The organism is Verrucosispora sp. WMMD1129 (assembly GCF_029581255.1).
Classification (GTDB): domain Bacteria; phylum Actinomycetota; class Actinomycetes; order Mycobacteriales; family Micromonosporaceae; genus Micromonospora; species Micromonospora sediminimaris.
Map to the genome: position 1 here is coordinate 2,974,316 of NZ_CP120741.1, position 17,665 is coordinate 2,991,980.

Below are 17,665 nucleotides of genomic sequence, written 5' to 3' on the forward strand. Positions count from 1 at the left end.
GTGCCGCGCCTCCCCTATCCCACGATCAAGCAGGGCGACGACGGCTGGTGGCACGCCTACGTCACCGTCGGCACCAAGCCGAACGGCCGGGCCGATCAGCGGCACGTACGCCGCAAGACGAAAGACGAGGCGGTCGCACGCGTCGACGAGCTGCTCGCGCAGCGGCGATCCGGAGCGGTGACGAAAGCGGGACGGGCGCCGACCGTTCAGTCGTGGATGGAGACGTACCTCGCCGACGTCGCGCCGCGCCGGTGCAACCCGGAAACCCTCTACGACTACCGGTCGAAGTGCCGCAACTGGATCTACCCGCACCTGGGCAAGACACGGCTGGACAAGTTGAAGCCGGAGCAGCTCGACGCCATGTATCTGGCGATGGAGCGGCAGGGCAAAGCCCCGAGTCACGCGTTGAAGGTGCACCGCATCATGACCCGGGCCCTGGAGGTTGCGCTGCGGCGCGGCATGGTGACCCGGAACGTGGCGAAGCTGATCGACGCCCCGTCGGGCAAGTCGCCGAAGATGTCCTACCTGACCGAGCCAGAGGCGTTGAGGGTTCTAGCGGCGACCGCAGGGGTGAGGAATTCGGCGCGCTGGTCGGTGGCCCTCGCCCTCGGGCTGAGGCAGGGAGAGGCGCTCGGGCTGCGGTGGGCGCACGTCGACCTGAAAACCGGCGAGATGGAGATCCCGAAGCAGCTGCGGCGGCGAATCTACGAGCACGGCTGTGATGGCACCTGCGGCAAGAAGCGAGGGGCTGACTGCCCGAAGCGGTCGAAGGGTGGCCTGGTGCTGGTCGACCCGAAGGGCAAGAGCGAGCGGACGCTGCCGATCCCGAAGCCGTTGATCGCCAAGTTGAAGCAGCACCGCAAGGAGCAGCGCTCGGAAAAGGAGGCGGCGGCGGAGTGGTGGCAGGACGGCGATTATGTCTTTACTCAGACTGATGGCCGGCCGCTGGATCCCCGCCAGGACTACCAGGCGTGGGTGGATCTGCTCGCCGCCGCTGGCGTGAAGAGGGTCCGCCTACACGACGCCAGGGGCACCGCGGCGACGCTGATGATTGCCCAGGGCGTACCGATCGAGGTGGTCCAGGTGGTGCTGGGGCACACGGAACTGCGCACCACGCAGGTCTACGCGAAGGTCGTCGACGAGCTGACCCGTGATGCCACGGACCGGATGGGCACCCTTCTGATGGGTGACGAGGGGGCCGATGCCACGGATGGTGACGATGACGATGAGGAAGATGAGGCGTAGTACACCACCCCGTACACTGTTGATCGTGAAGCCATAGAAAAGGGCCTCTGGCCCTCGGGCTTCCACCCGAGGCCAGAGGCCCTTTTCGTTGCCGAGCCGCCTGACGGAATCGAACCGTCGACCTACGCATTACGAGTGCGTCGCTCTGCCGACTGAGCTAAGGCGGCAACGGTGGTCAAGTGTACGGCACGCTCCGCTGTGGGGCCGAGCGGGATTGCTGCCGGGTCGAATGAACCGGGCGTCCGGGGCGTTTCCGGGGTCGTCGGGTCAGCCGGGCCGCACTACGCTGCGGCGAATGACCGACGATCACACCTCTCGCGACGAACCGGGCGATGTCGGGCCCTCGCCCGGCGATCGGATTCAGCCGCAGGGGCCGTACGCCGGGGAGGCCGCCGGAGGTCGGGCGGCGCGGCGACCCCGCAGCACCGATCCGCTGGAGCTGGGTTTCACGCCCCGCAAGCCGGTGCCGTGGCTCGCGCCGTTCCTGCTGATCAGCACCGGCCTGCGTACGCTGCTGGCGATGCTGTTCGGGGCCTACCTGGACAAGCGGGAGCTGCAGAAGGCGCTGGACGCGGAGATCTCCCGGCAGGTGGGGCCGGACGGGGGGCTCTGGCTCGACTACGTGGCCGACCTGGGTGACGGGTTCAACGCCACCTACTCGGTGGCCTACCTGCTCGCCCAGCGGGAGATCATCGTGGACGGGCACCGGCTGCCCAGGGCACAGACCCTGGTCATGGGTGGCGACCAGGTCTACCCGTCGGCGGAGTACGCGGCGTACGAGGACCGGTGCAAGGGGCCGTACCAGGCGGCACTGCCGGCCACCCCGGCGGAGCAGCCGACGATCTTCGCAGTGCCCGGCAATCACGACTGGTACGACGGGCTGACCGCTTTCCTGCGGCTGTTCGTCCGTACCCGGGACCGGCACTTCGGCGGCTGGCGTACCGGCCAGTCCCGGTCGTACTTCGCCGCCGAACTGCCGGCGGACTGGTGGCTGCTCGGACTCGACGACCAGTCCGGCTCGTACGTCGACGACCCGCAGCTCACCTACTTCGACGCGGTCGCGAAGCGGCTGGGGCCGCAGAGCCGGGTGATCCTGGCGGTGCCGGCTCCGGCCTGGGTGAAGGCCGTCGACCAGCCGACCGCGTACGACTCGATCGACTACTTCATCCGGACCATCGTCGCGCCCACCGGCGCCCAGGTCCGGCTGCTGATCTCCGGCGACCTGCACCACTACGCGCGGTACACCGGGCCGGACGGGCGGCAGCTGGTCACCTCCGGCAGCGGTGGCGCCTACCTGTACCCGACGCACAAGCTGCCCGAGCGCATCGAGGTGCCACCGCCCGACACCCTGGCCCGCCGGTCCAGCCCGTCGCAGGCGTACGAGTTGGCGGGCCGCTACCCCGACGCTGCCCGCTCCCGCCGGTACGGCTGGGGGATCTTCGCCCGGCTGCCGCGCCGCAACCCGGGCTTCTCGACGTTGCTGGGCGTGCTGCAAACCCTGCTGATGCTCTCCATGGCCGGCGTGACCGACTTCCGGTCCGAAGCCTCCGAGCAGCGGCTGTTCAGCGTGCCGTTGGTGCTGATGGTGCTGGTGACGGTGCTCGCGGCGGCGATGTTCGCGAAGCCGCCCAGTTCCAGCGGCAAGCGGCACGCCCGGCACTGGATCCTCGGCGTCGGGCACGGGTTGGCGCACGTCGGGTTGGCCGCCGTCGGCACCTGGGCCTGGCTCGCCCTGCCGTTCCACGACTGGTCCTGGCCGCTGCCGGCGGTAGCCGCGGCAGTGGTCTACCTGCCGGTGATCGGTCTGGTGGCCAGCCAACTTGTGGCCGCGTACCTGCTGCTCGCGAGCGCTTTCGGGGTGAACGTCAATGAGCTGTTCGCCGGGCAGGGAATCGAGGACGCCAAGGGCTTCGTCAGGATGCGCATCGATCCGGACGGCACCCTCACCCTCTACCCGATCGCCGTCGACCGGGTAGCCCGCGACTGGCAGGTCACCCCCGACCAGTCCCCCGACTCCTCCTGGCTGACCCCCACCACCCCCCTGACCCCCCGCCTAGCCGAACCCCCCGTAACCCTCACCTGACCACCCCGACCCGTCGAGGTGATCAAGAAGTTTGCGCCCTCCGCAGTGCCGTTCCAGGGCCAAAACTTCTTGATCACCGCGGCTGGGGGCGGGGTCAGCGTGCCGGGGTCGCGGGGGGGGTGGTCAGGGGGTGGGGGGTTGGTCGTAGGCGCGGCGGGAGCCGCAGACGTCGGCGCGGGAGCACCTGGAGCGCGAGCCGTCGGCGTCCAGACGGACGGTGACCGCGTCCCTCGGGACGCTGTGACCGACCACTCGGCCCTCCCCCTCCGGCGTGGTGACGCGGGCGCCGATCGCCGGGGCGGATTCGGCGAAGTTGGCGTACAGGGGATGTTCGTACTTCAGGCAGCACATCAGCCGACCGCACGCGCCGGAGATGCGCAGCGGGTTGAGAGGAAGATCCTGGTCCTTGGCCATCCGGATGGTGACCGGCTCGAAGTCGTTGAGGAAGGTGGCGCAGCACAGATCCCGGCCGCAGGAGCCGATCCCACCCTGCACCCGTGCGGAATCGCGGGCTGACAGCTGGCGCAGCTCCACCCGGCAGTGCAGGGTCGCGCCGAGATCGCGGACCAGGGAGCGGAAGTCCACCCGGTGCGGGGCGGTGAAGTAGATGGTGCTGCGCTCACCGCCACCCTCACCGTTGCCGAGCACGTGGTCGACCGCCACCACCTTCATCGGCAGGCCGTGCTCGCGGATCAGCCGTTTGGCCGCGACCTTCGCCTCGGCCTTGCGCCGCCGCAGTTCCTCGTCGCGGCGCAGGTCCTCCTCCTGAGCGATCCCGGCCAGCCGGGGAAAACCCGCCGTGTCGTCGGTGACCCACTGCGCCGCCCACACGCACTCCGCCACCTCGGGGCCGTCGTCGGTGGGCACCAGCACCTTGTCGCCGACCTGCGGACTCAGCTCGCCGGGGTCGAGGTAGTAGAGACGCCCGTACCGCTGAAAGCTGACCGCGCAGAGCATGCCCATCCCCTCACCCTACGTCGCGCGGGCGGGAACGCGCCGGGTCGATCGGCGGCAGCGTTCCACCAGAGCCCGCGCCGCCGGCACGCCGCGCAGCCATCCACGATTGTCGACTCGACCGACCCCCATCCCAACCACCGGTACGACGATGCCGCCCGGACGGCTGAAACCTGCGTCACGGGCGGGACAAGACCGACCCGAACGCGTTGAGTGGAGAGCAGACCTGCGGGGGGTGCAGGGAAGGTCACGGCGTCGCTGACGGGCCACTCGCAAGGGTGCCCGCGAGCGGCGCCGTGCACCCTGTGCACGCGCGAGCCCCGGCATCGGCGACGGTGTTGACGACGCCCGACGACGACCGGATGGTCTCGTCGGCCTCACCAGCCGACGCGGGTCGTCCGACCGCCAGCCGGGCCGTTACCGGTGTCCGGGCGGAACCGCCCGCCCCCCGGCCGCCACGGCGACTCGGCGAGGCTCGGTGACCACTGCCGCAACAGGGTCTCCGCGCCGTCGTACGCGACGCAGAGCACCGCCAGCAGCCGGGCGCCGATCTCGGCGGCGGCCACCCCACCCGACCCGGACGCCCCGGAGCCCGCCGCCGTCCGGTGGACCGAGGTGGCGGCGACGACGGCTACCGCCTCGGCCGAGCCGATCGCCTCGGCCAGGGCCCGGGCCACGGCGAGCCGGCTGCCTTCCACCCAGTCGGCGAGCGCGTCGGCGTAGCCGGCGGTGGCTTCCAGCCGCCCGACCAGGCTCTCGGGGCCCTCGTCAAGGTGCCGCAGGAGCGCCGCCCGGGACTGGCCGTACGCCATGGCGGCCGAGCCGGACCAGAGCAACGGGTCGGTCAGCGCGGCGCAGGCGTGGTCGTAGCCGTGCACGTGCCGGCGGACGGCGTGCCCGGCGGTGGCCAGCGGCCCCGGCCGCAGGTCGAGGAAGCCGCGCAGCGCGTCACCGGGCAGCACCTGCATCCGGCGCAGCAGCGGCCAGACCCGGTGCCCCTCGGGAGCACCCGCCGCGAGCAGCGTGTCCACCCGCCCCAGCAGGTCAAGGCCGGGCTCGGCGAGCCGGTCGAGGAAATCCATCACGCCTCACCGGCGAGCCGGCGGGAGACGGCGGAATCGATGTCAGAGTAGCGGTCGGCGGCCTCGCGCAGCGCGGCGGCCACGGACGCCACCTGCGCGGCAGCGGTGTGCGCCTCCCGGGCCCGATCACCGGTGGCGGCCACCCACTGCCTGTGCAACGCCCGACCAATCTCGCCCGGTCGGCCGGGGGCGTCGGCGCCGAACGCCACCTGCGCCGGGTCCCCGGCGGTGACCGATCGGGAGAGCGCGGTAAGCGTGGCGCTGGCCTCGTCGAGGCGGCCAGCCAGGATGCGAAGGCTGTCCATCTCAGGCCCCCGTCAGCGGTCGGTAGGCGGTAAAGGTCTCGTTGTGCAGCTTTTCCCTCGCCCACTCGGCAGCGTCGGTGGCGGCGGTGACCGCGGCCCGCACCGAGTCGGCGACGTCACGCGGTGCCCGGGTGTGCAGGGGGCCGAGGAAGCGCACGTCGGTGATCCGGCCGCCGGCGGTGACCACCACCTCGACCAGGCCGTCCGGTGAGCGGACGGTGACTTCGACCGTCGCCACGGCCTGGTCGAACTCGGCCTGGAGGGACTCGATGCGGCGGTAGCGCCGGACCGCCTCCTCGATCCACGCCTCGTCGATCTCACCCCGCGGCATCGCCGGACTCCTCCCGGTTTCATCACTGTGCGTGCCGCCACCGTCACCGCGGCACACCGGACCGTACCGCACGTGAATTGCGCCTGTCGATGCCTGTGGACAACGGTCCAGCCACGGGCTGGCCGGGGGCGCGAGGGCACGGCCGTTCGCCGAGGTGTTGCACCGGGCCGGCGGCGGTCAGCCCTTCCAGAGGGCGAGCATCATCGCCTCGACGGCGATCCGGGGCTTGACGTTGGCCTCGATCGCGGCGCGACAGGTGAGCACCGCCTCCAGGCGCCGCAGCGCCCCCTCCGCCTGCCAGCTACGAGCGCCCGCCTCGGCCAGCTCGGCGGTGTCGGAGTGCACGGGCGACACCGGCGCACCCAGCGCCATGGTCAGCGCGTCGCGGTAGAAGGCGGCGAGGTCCACCAGAGCCCGGTCCAGCGCGTCCCGCTGGGCCCGGGTCGCCCGTGACTTCTGGCGTCGTTCCAGTTCCTTCAGTTGCCCGGCGGCTCCCCGGGCGGCACCGGCCGCACCTCGACCGGTGCCGCCAGCGCCGAGCGCCGTCTCCAGCGCCGCGCGCTCCGCGGTATCGATCTCCGCGACCGACGCCTCGGCCTCCGCCTCGGCGGCCTCGATCAGCGCGGACGCCGCGTCGAAGGCGGCACCCACGCCGGTGAGCCGACGCGGCACCGCGAGCACCGCCTCCCGCCGGGCCCGGGCCTGCGGATCACGCGCCAGCCGGCGGGCCCGCCCCACATGGCCCTGGGTGGCGGCCGCCGTCCAACGCGCCACGTCGGGGGCGATCCCGTCCCGACGGACGAGTACGTCGGCCACCGCCTCGGCCGCTGGCTGCCGCAACGGCACCACCCGGCACCGCGACCGGATGGTCACCGAGATGTCGTCCGGGTGGGTGGACGGCGTGCAGAGCAGGAAGACCGTACGCGGCGGCGGCTCCTCCACCGCCTTGAGCAGTGCGTTGCCGGCCGCCTCGGTCAACCGGTCGGCGTCTTCGATGATGACGACCTGCCAGCGCCCACCGGACGGCGTACTGGCCGCGCGGAGCACCAGGGCCCGCATCTCGTTCACCCCGATGGAGAGCCCATCGGGCACCACCAGCCGGACGTCGGCGTGGGTGCCGGCGAGGGTGGTGTGGCAGCCGGGGCACTCGCCGCAGCCGATGCCGTGCACGCACTGCAACGCGGCGGCGAAGGCCCGTGCCGCGACCGACCGGCCCGAGCCGGGCGGTCCGGTGAAGATCCAGGCGTGGGTCATCCCCCCGCCCGGGTCAGCGCCGGCGGCCGCCTCGGGTTCGCCGGTTTCGCGCAGCGCGGCGGCGGCGGCCGAGGCAGCCCGGCGCAGCGTCTGCACCGCCTCGTCCTGCCCGACCAGGTCGGCGAAGGCGTCCGGCATCAGGTCCGCTCCGTCGTCACCAGCTCCGACGGGGATAACTCGGGCTGCACCGAGGTGTCCGGACCGTGCGCCCGACCCGGGTGGTCGATCCCGGCGGCGCTGCCGAGCAGTTCCTCCACCCGGCGGGCGACCCGCTCGGCGATCTCCTCGACCGAGCGGGCGGCGTCGAGGACCAGGTAACGCTTCGGGTCGGCGGCAGCGAGATCGAGGAAGGCGTACCGGACCCGGTCGTGGAAGGTGATCGACTCGGCCTCCAGGCGGTCGGCGCTCTCCGCGCGCGCCGCGACCCGGGACAGCCCGGTACGCGGGTCGACGTCGAGCAGCACCACCAGATCGGGCTTGAGCCCGCCGGTGGCCCAGGAGGAGAGCCAGGACACCTCGTCGACCGGCAGCGTCCGGCCGGCACCCTGGTAGGCCAGGGACGAGTCGACGTACCGGTCGCTGATCACGACCGCGCCCCGGGTCAGCGCGGGCCGGACCACGGTGGCCACATGATGCGCCCGGTCGGCGGCGTAGAGCAGCGCCTCGGCGCGCGGGGAGGGCGCCTCGTCGGGCGTGGTGTCCAGCACCAGTGACCTGATCCGGGAACCGACGCCGGTGGCGCCCGGTTCCCGGGTGACCACCACGTCCCGTCCCTGGCCGCGCAGCAGCTCAGCCAGCTTGCCGAGCTGGGTCGACTTGCCGGCGCCCTCGCCGCCCTCGAACACCACGAAGAGTCCGGCCGAGACGAACGGCTCGGCCGGCATCAGCGGACGGCCCCGGATCGACCCCCACAGGTCGGCCAGGACCGGCACGCCCTTCTTGTCGTCCATCTGCCCGAAGGCGCTGATCCCGGCGAAGATGCCGGCCGCGCCGGCAGCGAGCAGCAGCAGGCGGGTGGAGGAGACGGAGATGCCGAGGTCGGCGATGGTAAGCGTGCGGGAGCCACCGACACCGGCCAGCAGGCTCCCGAGCGCGATCGCCAGGATCAGCACGAGCCGGGTACCGATCTGCACCACGGCGAAGACCCGTCCGCGTACCTCGTCGGCGACCTCGCCGCCGAGCAGGGTGGTGCCGGAGAGGAAGGCCATTCCGGCGCCGGCCCCGACGAAGACCGCACCCACCAGCGCCATGGACAGGTGGATGGCGAAGGCCAGCGTCATCACCGAGGCGCTGGCCAGCACGATGCTCATGCCGAACCAGCGGCGCCGGGACATCTCCCGCACGATCATCGGCCCGAGCCCGATACCGATCGCCAGGCCGATGAAGATCGCGCCGAACAGCAGGTAGAACGCGGCGTCACCGGCGCCGAGCGAGTCGGCGAAGAACCGGGCCGTGCCGATGACGATGCCGCCGCCGGCGAAGGCACCGAGGATGCCGAGGACCAGTCCGCGCACCAGCGGGGTCTGCCCGATGAACCGCCAGCCCTCGGTGAACTGGCGCATCATGCTCTGCTCGGTGCGCTCCCGTTCGTCGGTCTGCCCCTGGCTGATCTCCTTGATGCCGAAGGCCACCACGACGGCGGTGGCGAGCCGGGAGAGCGCGTTGAACCAGAGCGCGAGTTGGGCCGGCTGCGCCCAGTCCGGCATCTCGCCGCCGGTGGCACCCCGGATGATGCCGTCGAGCGACGAGAGCACGATCGCGGCGAAGACCGGGGTCAGGCCGTACGTGGTGATCAGGGTGAGCTGGTTGGCCGTCTCCAGCCGGGCCCGCGGGATGAGATTCGGTACCGCGGCTTCCTTGGCCGGGATCCAGAGCAGGGTGACCGTCTCGATCAGGAAGGTGGCGATCGCCGCCCAACTGACCACCCGCGCGCCGCTGGCCCCGGTCAGCGCGTAGAGCGGGATGGAGGCGAAGAGCACGAACCGCAGCAGGTCGCAGATGACCATCGTCCAGCGCCTGTCGAACCGGTCGGCGAGCACTCCGGCGACCGGGCCGAGCAGCAGGGCTGGTAACAGCCGAATCGCGATCACGCCACCGAAGGCCGCGCCCTTGGCGGTGCTCCCCTCCACCTGGGCGGCGGCGAAGACGCTTGTGGCGAGCAGGCCGAGCCAGTCGCCGAAGGAGGCTGCGCCGAGCACGATCCAGAGCCGTCGGAACGGCCGGATGCGCAGCACCGAGCGGATCGCGCCGTACCCGGTCAGGTCGGGTTGGCCGCCGGAGCCGCCCGACGGGCTCGACGTCCCCGCCTTGCCGGACTGGTTCGGGGCACCGCCGGACTGGCCGGTCGCACCGGTGGGCTGCCCGGCTGTGCCGGCAGGTTGGTCCGTGGACGGCGACACGCCGGACGACTCGCCGTTGAACTCGCTTTCGATGGCCGTACCTCCACGTGCCGGCCCATCGCTGGGCACCCCCGGTGGAACACTCTAGACCCGGCAAGGACGTCCTCCCGTCCTGCACCGCCTGCTCGCCGAGCCTAGGCCGCCGTGGCCAGCCCGACCCGGGCAACGCGGACGCGAGGGTATTTCGCATTCACCGTTTCACAGTTAGCGTGCACACGTGGCTACCGACAGCGAGAATCTGCGCCACCGGCTGGACCGGGCGACCGCGCACCTCGACCCGCCGTACGCGGTGGTCGACCTCGGCGCCTTCGACGCCAACGCCGCCGCCCTCGTCGACCTGGCCGGCGGCAAGCCGCTGCGGGTCGCCAGCAAATCGGTGCGCAGCCGCGACCTGATCGCCCGCACGCTGGCCGGGCCGGGCTGGCACGCGGTGATGGCGTTCACCCTGCCCGAGGCGATCTGGCTGGTCCGCACCGGGATCAGCGCCGACGTGCTGGTGGCGTACCCCACCGCCGACCGAGGTGCGCTTACCGAACTCGGTGCCGATCCGGTGCTGGCCGCCGCGATCACCCTCATGGTCGACGACCCGGACCAACTGGACTTCTGTGACGCGGTGTCGCCCCCGGGGCGCCGGTCCGAGCTGCGCATCTGCCTGGACCTGGACGCCTCGTGGCGGCTGCTCGGCGGGCGGCTGCACGTCGGCGTCCGCCGGTCACCCGTGCACAGCGCCCGGGCGGCCGGCCGGTTGGCCGCCACCGTCGCCGGCCGCCCGGGCTTCCGCCTGGTCGGGCTGATGTCGTACGAGGCGCAGATCGCCGGCCTGGGCGACGCACCGCCCGGGCGGGCGGCGCTCGGCAGCGCGATCCGGTTGGCCCAACGCGGTTCGTACCGGGAGCTGCTGGTCCGCCGGAGCGCGGCGGTGGCCGCCGTACGCGAGCACGCCGACCTGGAGTTCGTCAATGGCGGCGGCACCGGCAGCGTGGCCGCGACCCGCGCCGATCCCGCGGTGACCGAGATCACCGCGGGATCGGGCCTGTACGGGCCGACGCTGTTCGACGCCTACCGCGCCTGGCGCCCCACCCCGGCGGCCTTCTTCGCCTGCGGGGTGGTCCGGCGCCCGACGCCCGACCTGGCCACCGTGCTGGGCGGTGGCTGGATCGCCTCCGGCTCGGCCGACCGCAGCCGGCTGCCCCGCCCGTGGTTGCCCGCCGGGCTCAGCCTGCTCGGCGCCGAAGGTGCCGGCGAGGTGCAGACCCCGCTGACCGGCGCACCCGCCGCCCACCTGCGCGTCGGCGACCGGGTCTGGTTCCGGCACGCGAAGTCGGGCGAACTGTGCGAACGGGTGAACGAGCTGCACCTGGTGGACGGCGACCAGGTGGTGGCGACGGTGCCGACCTACCGGGGCGAGGGTCGGGCCTTTCTCTGACCGTCTGGCCGGTGGCCGTCTCGGCCCGGCTTGGCCGGCCCAGGTGGGTCGGTGTCAGGCGCGGGTCGGTGTCAGGCGGGTTGGGCCGCCGGCTGCGCGGGCTCGGTGTCGGCGACGATCTGGTCGTCGGCCGGCTTCGCCGGCTGCACCACCGGCCGGCGACCGGCGTCACCCCGAGCGTTGACCTGCCGGTGCAGGTACTCCCGGATCAGCGCCTTCGCCTCGGTCAGCACCCGGTCGTCCCCGTCCGGCTTGCGCCGGAACGCCAGCTTGATCAGGGCGTCGGCCGCCTCCACCGCGATCTCCAGATGGAAACGCAGGTCCGGCACGTCGGCCAGCCCGAATCGCTCGGTGAGCACCCGGGCCAGCTGGTCGGCGATCACCCCGTTGTTGTCCCGCTGCTCATCGAGCAGATGCAGGTCGACCACGTCGCCGAAGTGCAGGGTACGGAACCCGGGAACGGTGCGGTGCATCGTGATGTATTCATCGATCCCCGCGTCGACCCCGTCCCACCAGTGGGTCAGGTCGTCCGAGGCGAAGCGTTCATCGAGCCGCTGGAGGTAGGACTCCATCGTGCGCAGCGTCAGCGCCTGCACGATCGCCCGCTTGTCCGGAAAGAACTGGTAGACCGACCCGATCGCCACCTCGGCCCGCTCGGCGAGCAGGGTGGTGGTCAGCCCCTCGTACCCCACCTCGTCGACGAGTTCGGCGCAGGCGTCCAGCATCCGCTGGACCCGCGCGACACTACGACCCTGCACTGGTACTCGACGCAGTGGCCCGGTCGTGGCGGCTGAAGTGGACACTCGCCACCCCCTCTCGACGGATGAACATATCTGCACGTCACGAGTCCGTGACTACCGGTACAACGAGCGGACCTCGATTGCGGTGTTTACCAGGGACAACGTTCCTGATATGAATTCGGTTCATATTCACCTTGAGGAGCGGGCCCATGGCCGAGAGCACCGCCACCAGGACCGCCGCCTGGTCGAACTGGGCAGGCAACCAACGCGGCGTGGCCACCGCCGTACTACGGCCGTCCTCGGTTGACGAGGCCGCCGAGCAGATCCGACGTGCCGCCGAAACCGGTGAGCGGATCCGCCCGGTCGGCAGCGGCCACTCCTTCACCCCCGTCGCGGTCAGCGACGGGCAGCGGATGGACCTGACCCGACTCGCCATCGACGTACGTGTGGACGTCGATCGACGCCTCGTCACCGTACCGGCCGCGATGACGCTGCGGGAGGTGAATGCGCTACTCGCCGGCCACCGACTGGCGCTGCCCAACCTCGGTGACATCGACGCGCAGACCGTGGCCGGCGCCATCTCCACCGGCACCCACGGCACGGGTGCGACCTACGGCGGCCTGGCCACCTTCGTCGAGGCGTTGACCCTGCTCACCGCAACCGGCGAGTTGCTGCGCTGTTCCGCCGAGGAGCACCCGGAGGTGTTCGACGCCGCCCGGGTCGCGCTCGGCTCGCTCGGCGTACTGGTCGAGGTGACGCTGCGCTGTGTGGACGCCTTCGTCCTGCTGGCTCACGAACGGCCGGCATCGCTGGATGCGGTGCTGGCGCAACTGCCCGACCTGGTCGACGCGCACGATCATCTGGAATTCTTCTGGTTTCCCTACACAGACCGGGTGCAGCTCAAGACCAATGACCGGGTACCCGTCGACGACCGCCCGCTGTCCCGCTGGCGCGGTTGGTTGGACGACGACTTCCTGGCCAACACCGTCTTTGCCGGAGCCTGCCGGCTCGGCCGCGCCGTGCCGGGCCTGGCGCCGGGCATCAGCGCGATCTCCGCGCGGGCGCTCAGCGAGCGTCGCTACACCGGTCGCTCCGACGCCGTCTTCTGCAGCCCACGCCGGGTCCGCTTCCTGGAGATGGAGTACGCGCTGCCACGCGAGGCGCTGGCCGAGGCGCTGGCGGCGGTGCGCCGCATCATCGACGGGTTGCCGTTCAAGGTGCTCTTCCCGGTCGAGGTTCGCTTCAGCGCGGGTGACGGCATCTGGTTGTCACCCGCCTACGGCCGTGATTCGGCGTACCTCGCCCTGCACCAGTACGTCGGCATGCCGTTCGAGCCGTACTTCCGAGCCTTCGAGGCGGTGGCGACCGGGCTGGGCGGCCGACCGCACTGGGGCAAGCTGCACTGGCGCGACGCCGCCTCGCTCGCCACCGCCTATCCCCGCTGGCCCGACTTCCAGCGCATCCGCGCCCACCTCGACCCCCACCGCACCTTCACCACCCCCTACCTCACCAGCCTCCTCGGCTGAACCCACCCCGGATCTTGGTCCGAATCCGCCCCCTGAGGGGCGTTCTCGGACCAAGATCTGCCGGCTATCCACAGGGGCAGCGCGGGGAGAAGGTGCCCGGGCAGGGTGGTCGCATGGGAAGTCGGGGTGCGGGACCAGTGGAGGGGCCATCCGTTCAAGGCGGATCAGCGGGGCACGGGGTGGGACCGGGGCACCGACGAGACGAGCGAGCGGTCCAGCGGGCACACCAACGCCGGCGTGGACGGAATCCGAGGGCTGGCTGGCGAGACGGTTGGGTCCGTGACCCGAGGGCGGCGTTCCGCGGCCGGGGGTCAGGGCTTCCGAGGGACGACGCGGATGAGCTGACCTGGTTGCTGTTCCACCAGGAGCAGGTGCTCAGCCTCGATCAGGCCCGCCGGCACCTGTCACCGAAGGCCATCCGGCACCGGGTCACGTCCGGTCGTTGGCGGCAGGTGCATCGAGCCGTTTACGTGACGCACAACGGTCCTTTGACACCTACGCAACTGCCGTGGATCGCCGTTCTGTCCGCCGGCCCGGCGGCGATGCTCGGTGGGTTGAGCGCCGCCCGGGCGTGGGGCCTGCGCAGACATGACGACGGATTCGTGCACCTGCTCATACCGGCCGGGCACCGGCCGCGTGCGATGCCACCCGGTGTCCGGGTGCACCGCACCACCATTCTGGCCGACGAGGACGTTCTCCACGTCGGGCAACCGCGTCGGACTATGCCGGCTCGGTCGATCGTGGACGCAGCGCAATGGGCGGCCGATGACCATGAGGCGTGTGCCATCATCGCGGCCGGATTTCAGCAGCGCCTCGTTGGCGGCGACGATGTCCAGCGCGTACTCGATCGCCTGCCCCGCGCCCGACGGCGCAGCCTGATCCGGCGGACGGCCGTCGACGCGGCCGGTGGCGCTCACTCCCTGCCGGAGTTGGAGTTCCTCGCCCTCGTCCGGCGCGCCGGGTTGCCCGAGCCGACCCGGCAGGCGGTCCGGCGGGATGCCGCCGGCCGGCGCCGCTACCTGGACGCGCTGTTCGAGGAGTGGGGAGTGCTCGTGGAGATCGACGGCGGCCAGCATCTCCATCCGGCCGCGGCGTGGGCGGACATGCGCCGGCAGAACGACCTGTGGCAGCGCGGCGACCGGGTGCTCCGCTTCCCGGCCTGGGCCATCCGCCAAGCGCCCACCCAGGTCATCACCCAACTCCGCACCGCCCTGACAGCGGCGGGTTGGCACCCCTGACGACGCCGATCTTGGTCCGCGAGCGCCCTTCAGGGGGCGGTTTCGGACCATGATCCGGCGAGGTCAGTCGGTGGTGCGGGCCTTGGCCGGGGTGGACTTGGTGGCGGGGGTCTTCTTTGCCGCTGCCTTGGTGGCGGTGGTCTTCGTGGCCTTGGTGGCGGTGGACTTGGTCGCCTTCTTCGCCGTCGCCTTCTTGGCCGGGGCCTTCTTCGCCGCGGCCTTCTTCTTCGGGGCCGGACCCTTTGCCCGCTTCTCGGCGAGCATCTCGGAGGCCTCCTCAAGGCTCAACGCCTCGGGGGTCTGGCCGCGTCGCAATGAGGCGTTGGTCTCCCCGTCGGTGACGTACGGGCCGAACCGACCGTCCTTGATGACCAGGGGCTTCTCGGTCAGCGGGTCGTTGCCCATCTCCCGCAGCGGCGGGGCGGCGGCCCGCCGCTGGCGGGTCTTCGGTGCGGCCAGCAACGCCAGGGCCTCGTCCAGCGTGACGGTGAACATCTTGTCTTCCGAGTCCAGCGACCGGAACTCGTCACCGCGCTTGACGTACGGGCCGTAGCGGCCGTTGTTGGCGAACACCTCCGCGCCATCCGGGCCGACCCCGACCAGCCGGGGCAGGCTGAGCAGCTTGAGTGCCTGATCGAGGGTGAGCGAGTCGGGCGACTGGGAGCGCAGCAGTGAGGACTTGCGCTCGCCGCTGGCCACGTACGGACCGAACCGGCCGGACTTGAGCAGGATCGGCTCGCCGGTCGCCGGGTCGTCGCCCAGCTTGCGTTCGCCCCCGCCGCCGAGGAACAGCTCGTGCACCTTCTCCGGGGTCAGTTCGTCCGGCGCGAGCCCTTCCGGGATCGGCGCCCGGTCGCCCGGGGTGGTCGCCTCCTCGCCCTCCGCGGCGGGCGCCTGCTCCTCGCCGGGCACCGAGCGTTGCAGGTACGGCCCGTACCGGCCGACCCGCACCACCACCTCACGCCCGTCGTCGTCGGTGAACAGCGGGATCGAGTTGACGCTGCGCGCGTCGATCTCGCTGAGGTTCTCGGTGACCAGCTTCTTCAGCCCGCCCGCGTGCGCGATGGCCTGGTCGCCGGTGCCGTTGCTGCTGCCGAAGTAGAACGCGGTGAGGAAATCGACGGCGGCGTGGTCGCCACCGGCGATCTCGTCCAGCTCGTTCTCCATGCTGGCGGTGAAGTCGTAGTCGATCAGACGCGGGTAGTGCCGCTCCATCAGCCCGATCACCGCGAAGGCCAGGAACGACGGGATCATCGCCTGGCCGCGCTTGAAGACGTACCCGCGGTCCTGGATCGTCTGCATGATCGACGCGTAGGTCGACGGGCGGCCGATGCCCAGCTCCTCCAGGGCCTTCACCAGCGACGCCTCGGTGTAGCGGGCCGGCGGCTGGGTGTGGTGGCCCTGCGCGGCCAGTTGGTCGGCGGTCAGCGGCTGGTCCTTGACCAGGTTCGGCAGCCGACGCTCGGCGTCCTCGGCCTCGGCGTTCTCGTCGTCGCTGGACTCGACGTACGCCCGCAGGAAGCCCGGGTCGGTGATGGTCTTGCCGGTGGCGCCGAAGTCGGCCTCCTCGCCGCCGGAGGTGGTCGCCCGGATCCGCACCGAGACACTGGAGCCGACGGCGTCGGTCATCTGCGAGGCGATGGTGCGCCGCCAGATCAGCTCGTAGAGCTTGAACTCCTCGGCCGACAGCTCCTTGGCCACATCGCCCGGGGTGCGGAAGTTGTCGCCCGCCGGACGGATCGCCTCGTGGGCCTCCTGCGCGTTCTTCACCTTGCCGGTGTAGCGGCGCGGCTCCGGCGGCACGCTGCGCTCGCCGTACAGCTCGACGATCTGCCGGCGGGCCGCGGCGATGGCGGTGTCCGACATGTTCACCGAGTCGGTACGCATGTAGGTGATGTAGCCGTTCTCGTAGAGCCGCTGCGCGGTGCGCATCGTCTGCTGCGACGAGAACCGCAACTTCCGGGCCGCCTCCTGCTGGAGCGTGGAGGTGATGAAGGGGGCGTACGGGCGGCGTCGGTACGGCTTCTCCTCGACCCGGGTGACGGCGAACGGCCGCCCCTCCAGGCGGGCGGCGAGCCCTCGGGCGCCGCCCTCGTCGAGGTGGACCACACCGGCACCGGGCCGGACCCGGCCGGTGGTCGGCTCGAAGTCCTTGCCGGTGGCGATCCGGTCGCCGTTCAGCGCGACCAGGGTGGCGTTGAAGCTGCGCGGCCCCTCGCCCGGGTTGGTCACGGCGAGCGTGGCCAGGATGTCCCAGTACTCGGCGGTGCGGAAGGCCATCCGCTGCCGTTCCCGCTCGACCACGATCCGGGTGGCCACGGACTGCACCCGGCCCGCCGAGAGCTTCGGCATGACCTTCTTCCACAGCACCGGGGAGACCTCGTAGCCGTAGAGCCGGTCGAGGATGCGCCGGGCCTCCTGGGCGTCGACCAGATCCCGGTCGATCTCCCGGGGGTTGGCCACCGCCGCCTGGATCGCCGGCTTGGTGATCTCGTGGAACACCATCCGCCGGACCGGCACCTTGGGCTTGAGCGTCTCCACCAGGTGCCAGGCGATCGCCTCGCCCTCGCGGTCCTCGTCCGTGGCCAGGAAGATCTCGTCGACCTCCTTGGCCAGCTTGGTCAGCTTGCTGATCTGCTGCTTGCGGTCGGCGGAGACGACGTAGAGGGCGTGGAAGCCGTTGTCGACGTCGACGCCGAGCCGCGCCCACGACTCGCCCTTGTAGCGGGCTGGCACGTCGGCGGCGTTGCGGGGCAGGTCACGGACGTGCCCGAAGCTGGCCTCCACGACATACCCCGGGCCCAGGTAGCCCGAGATCGTCTTGGCCTTCGCCGGAGACTCGACGATGACCAGACGGGTGGTTCCAGCGTTGCTCGGCACGTCTGTATCGACCTCATTCCCACTCAATGGCCGCGCCTGGCCGGCTTGGGGCGCACTCGGCCCACCGGTGCCCGGCGGTCCGGATGTCCAACGTAACGCGCCGTCCGTGTTTCGGGTTTCGCGGGCGGCAATCCGCCCCGGACGATCCGTGGTCACGCCAGACGGCGTCACCGTACACCCTGGGTAGGGTGACGAGCGGGCC

Annotated in this window: 13 protein-coding genes and 1 tRNA gene; 5 read left to right on the plus strand and 9 right to left on the minus strand. The window is 71.6% G+C overall.

Translation table 11 applies throughout. The annotated features are described in order from the left end of the window. Window positions 1-1,245 (plus strand): site-specific integrase, encoded by a 1,245-nt coding sequence (locus O7624_RS13760; protein ID WP_282240301.1) that lies wholly within the window; start codon window positions 1-3, stop codon window positions 1,243-1,245. A gap of 94 nt (window positions 1,246-1,339) precedes the next feature. Here O7624_RS13760 and O7624_RS13765 read toward each other — a convergent pair. After that, window positions 1,340-1,412, minus strand: a tRNA-Thr gene (locus O7624_RS13765). 128 nt (window positions 1,413-1,540) lie between these two features. Here O7624_RS13765 and O7624_RS13770 point away from each other — a divergent pair. Continuing rightward, window positions 1,541-3,328, plus strand: a complete 1,788-nt coding sequence (locus O7624_RS13770) for a metallophosphoesterase (RefSeq protein WP_282240302.1) — start codon at window positions 1,541-1,543, stop codon at window positions 3,326-3,328. A 123-nt stretch (window positions 3,329-3,451) separates the two neighbouring features. Here O7624_RS13770 and ricT read toward each other — a convergent pair whose 3' ends face one another. The 6 genes from ricT to tmk form a co-directional block, all read right to left on the minus strand. Continuing rightward, the gene (gene ricT / locus O7624_RS13775) at window positions 3,452-4,291 is read right to left on the minus strand and encodes a regulatory iron-sulfur-containing complex subunit RicT (RefSeq protein WP_282240303.1); all 840 of its coding nucleotides are present in this window, start codon (window positions 4,289-4,291) and stop codon (window positions 3,452-3,454) included. Window positions 4,292-4,659: 368 nt separating this feature from the next. Continuing rightward, the gene (locus O7624_RS13780) at window positions 4,660-5,364 is read right to left on the minus strand and encodes a hypothetical protein (protein WP_093404213.1); all 705 of its coding nucleotides are present in this window, start codon (window positions 5,362-5,364) and stop codon (window positions 4,660-4,662) included. Then, the gene (locus O7624_RS13785; protein ID WP_093404079.1) at window positions 5,364-5,669 is read right to left on the minus strand and encodes a hypothetical protein; all 306 of its coding nucleotides are present in this window, start codon (window positions 5,667-5,669) and stop codon (window positions 5,364-5,366) included. Before O7624_RS13785 ends, O7624_RS13780 begins: the two co-directional genes overlap by 1 nt. 1 nt (window position 5,670) lies before the next feature. Next, window positions 5,671-6,000, minus strand: a complete 330-nt coding sequence (locus O7624_RS13790) for a YbaB/EbfC family nucleoid-associated protein (RefSeq protein WP_282240304.1) — start codon at window positions 5,998-6,000, stop codon at window positions 5,671-5,673. 177 nt (window positions 6,001-6,177) lie between these two features. Further along, a complete protein-coding gene (locus O7624_RS13795) occupies window positions 6,178-7,392 on the minus strand; it encodes a DNA polymerase III subunit delta' (protein WP_282240305.1) in 1,215 nt (404 codons plus the stop codon). Beyond that, entirely contained in the window at window positions 7,392-9,488 is a 2,097-nt protein-coding gene (gene tmk / locus O7624_RS13800) for a dTMP kinase (protein WP_282240622.1), read from the minus strand. The genes O7624_RS13795 and tmk overlap by 1 nt, the downstream gene beginning before the upstream one ends. Window positions 9,489-9,870: 382 nt before the next feature. Between tmk and O7624_RS13805 the strand changes: the two genes are divergently transcribed. Beyond that, window positions 9,871-11,079 carry an amino acid deaminase/aldolase gene (locus O7624_RS13805; protein WP_282240306.1) on the plus strand — a complete coding sequence of 403 codons (1,209 nt, stop codon included), beginning with the start codon at window positions 9,871-9,873 and terminating at the stop codon, window positions 11,077-11,079. A gap of 71 nt (window positions 11,080-11,150) precedes the next feature. On the opposite strand, the gene O7624_RS13810 is transcribed toward O7624_RS13805, so the two are convergent. After that, window positions 11,151-11,804 carry a TetR family transcriptional regulator gene (locus O7624_RS13810; RefSeq protein ID WP_282240623.1) on the minus strand — a complete coding sequence of 218 codons (654 nt, stop codon included), beginning with the start codon at window positions 11,802-11,804 and terminating at the stop codon, window positions 11,151-11,153. A 224-nt stretch (window positions 11,805-12,028) separates the two neighbouring features. On the opposite strand from O7624_RS13810, the gene O7624_RS13815 reads away from it, so the two are divergent. Then, window positions 12,029-13,345, plus strand: a complete 1,317-nt coding sequence (locus O7624_RS13815) for a D-arabinono-1,4-lactone oxidase (protein WP_282240307.1) — start codon at window positions 12,029-12,031, stop codon at window positions 13,343-13,345. A 350-nt stretch (window positions 13,346-13,695) separates the two neighbouring features. Beyond that, window positions 13,696-14,583, plus strand: coding sequence for a DUF559 domain-containing protein (locus O7624_RS13820; RefSeq protein WP_282240308.1), 888 nt, complete (start codon window positions 13,696-13,698; stop codon window positions 14,581-14,583). A gap of 63 nt (window positions 14,584-14,646) precedes the next feature. Here the strand turns inward: O7624_RS13820 and topA are convergent, their stop codons facing one another. After that, window positions 14,647-17,463, minus strand: coding sequence for a type I DNA topoisomerase (gene topA / locus O7624_RS13825; RefSeq protein ID WP_282240309.1), 2,817 nt, complete (start codon window positions 17,461-17,463; stop codon window positions 14,647-14,649). Window positions 17,464-17,665: the final 202 nt, after the last annotated feature.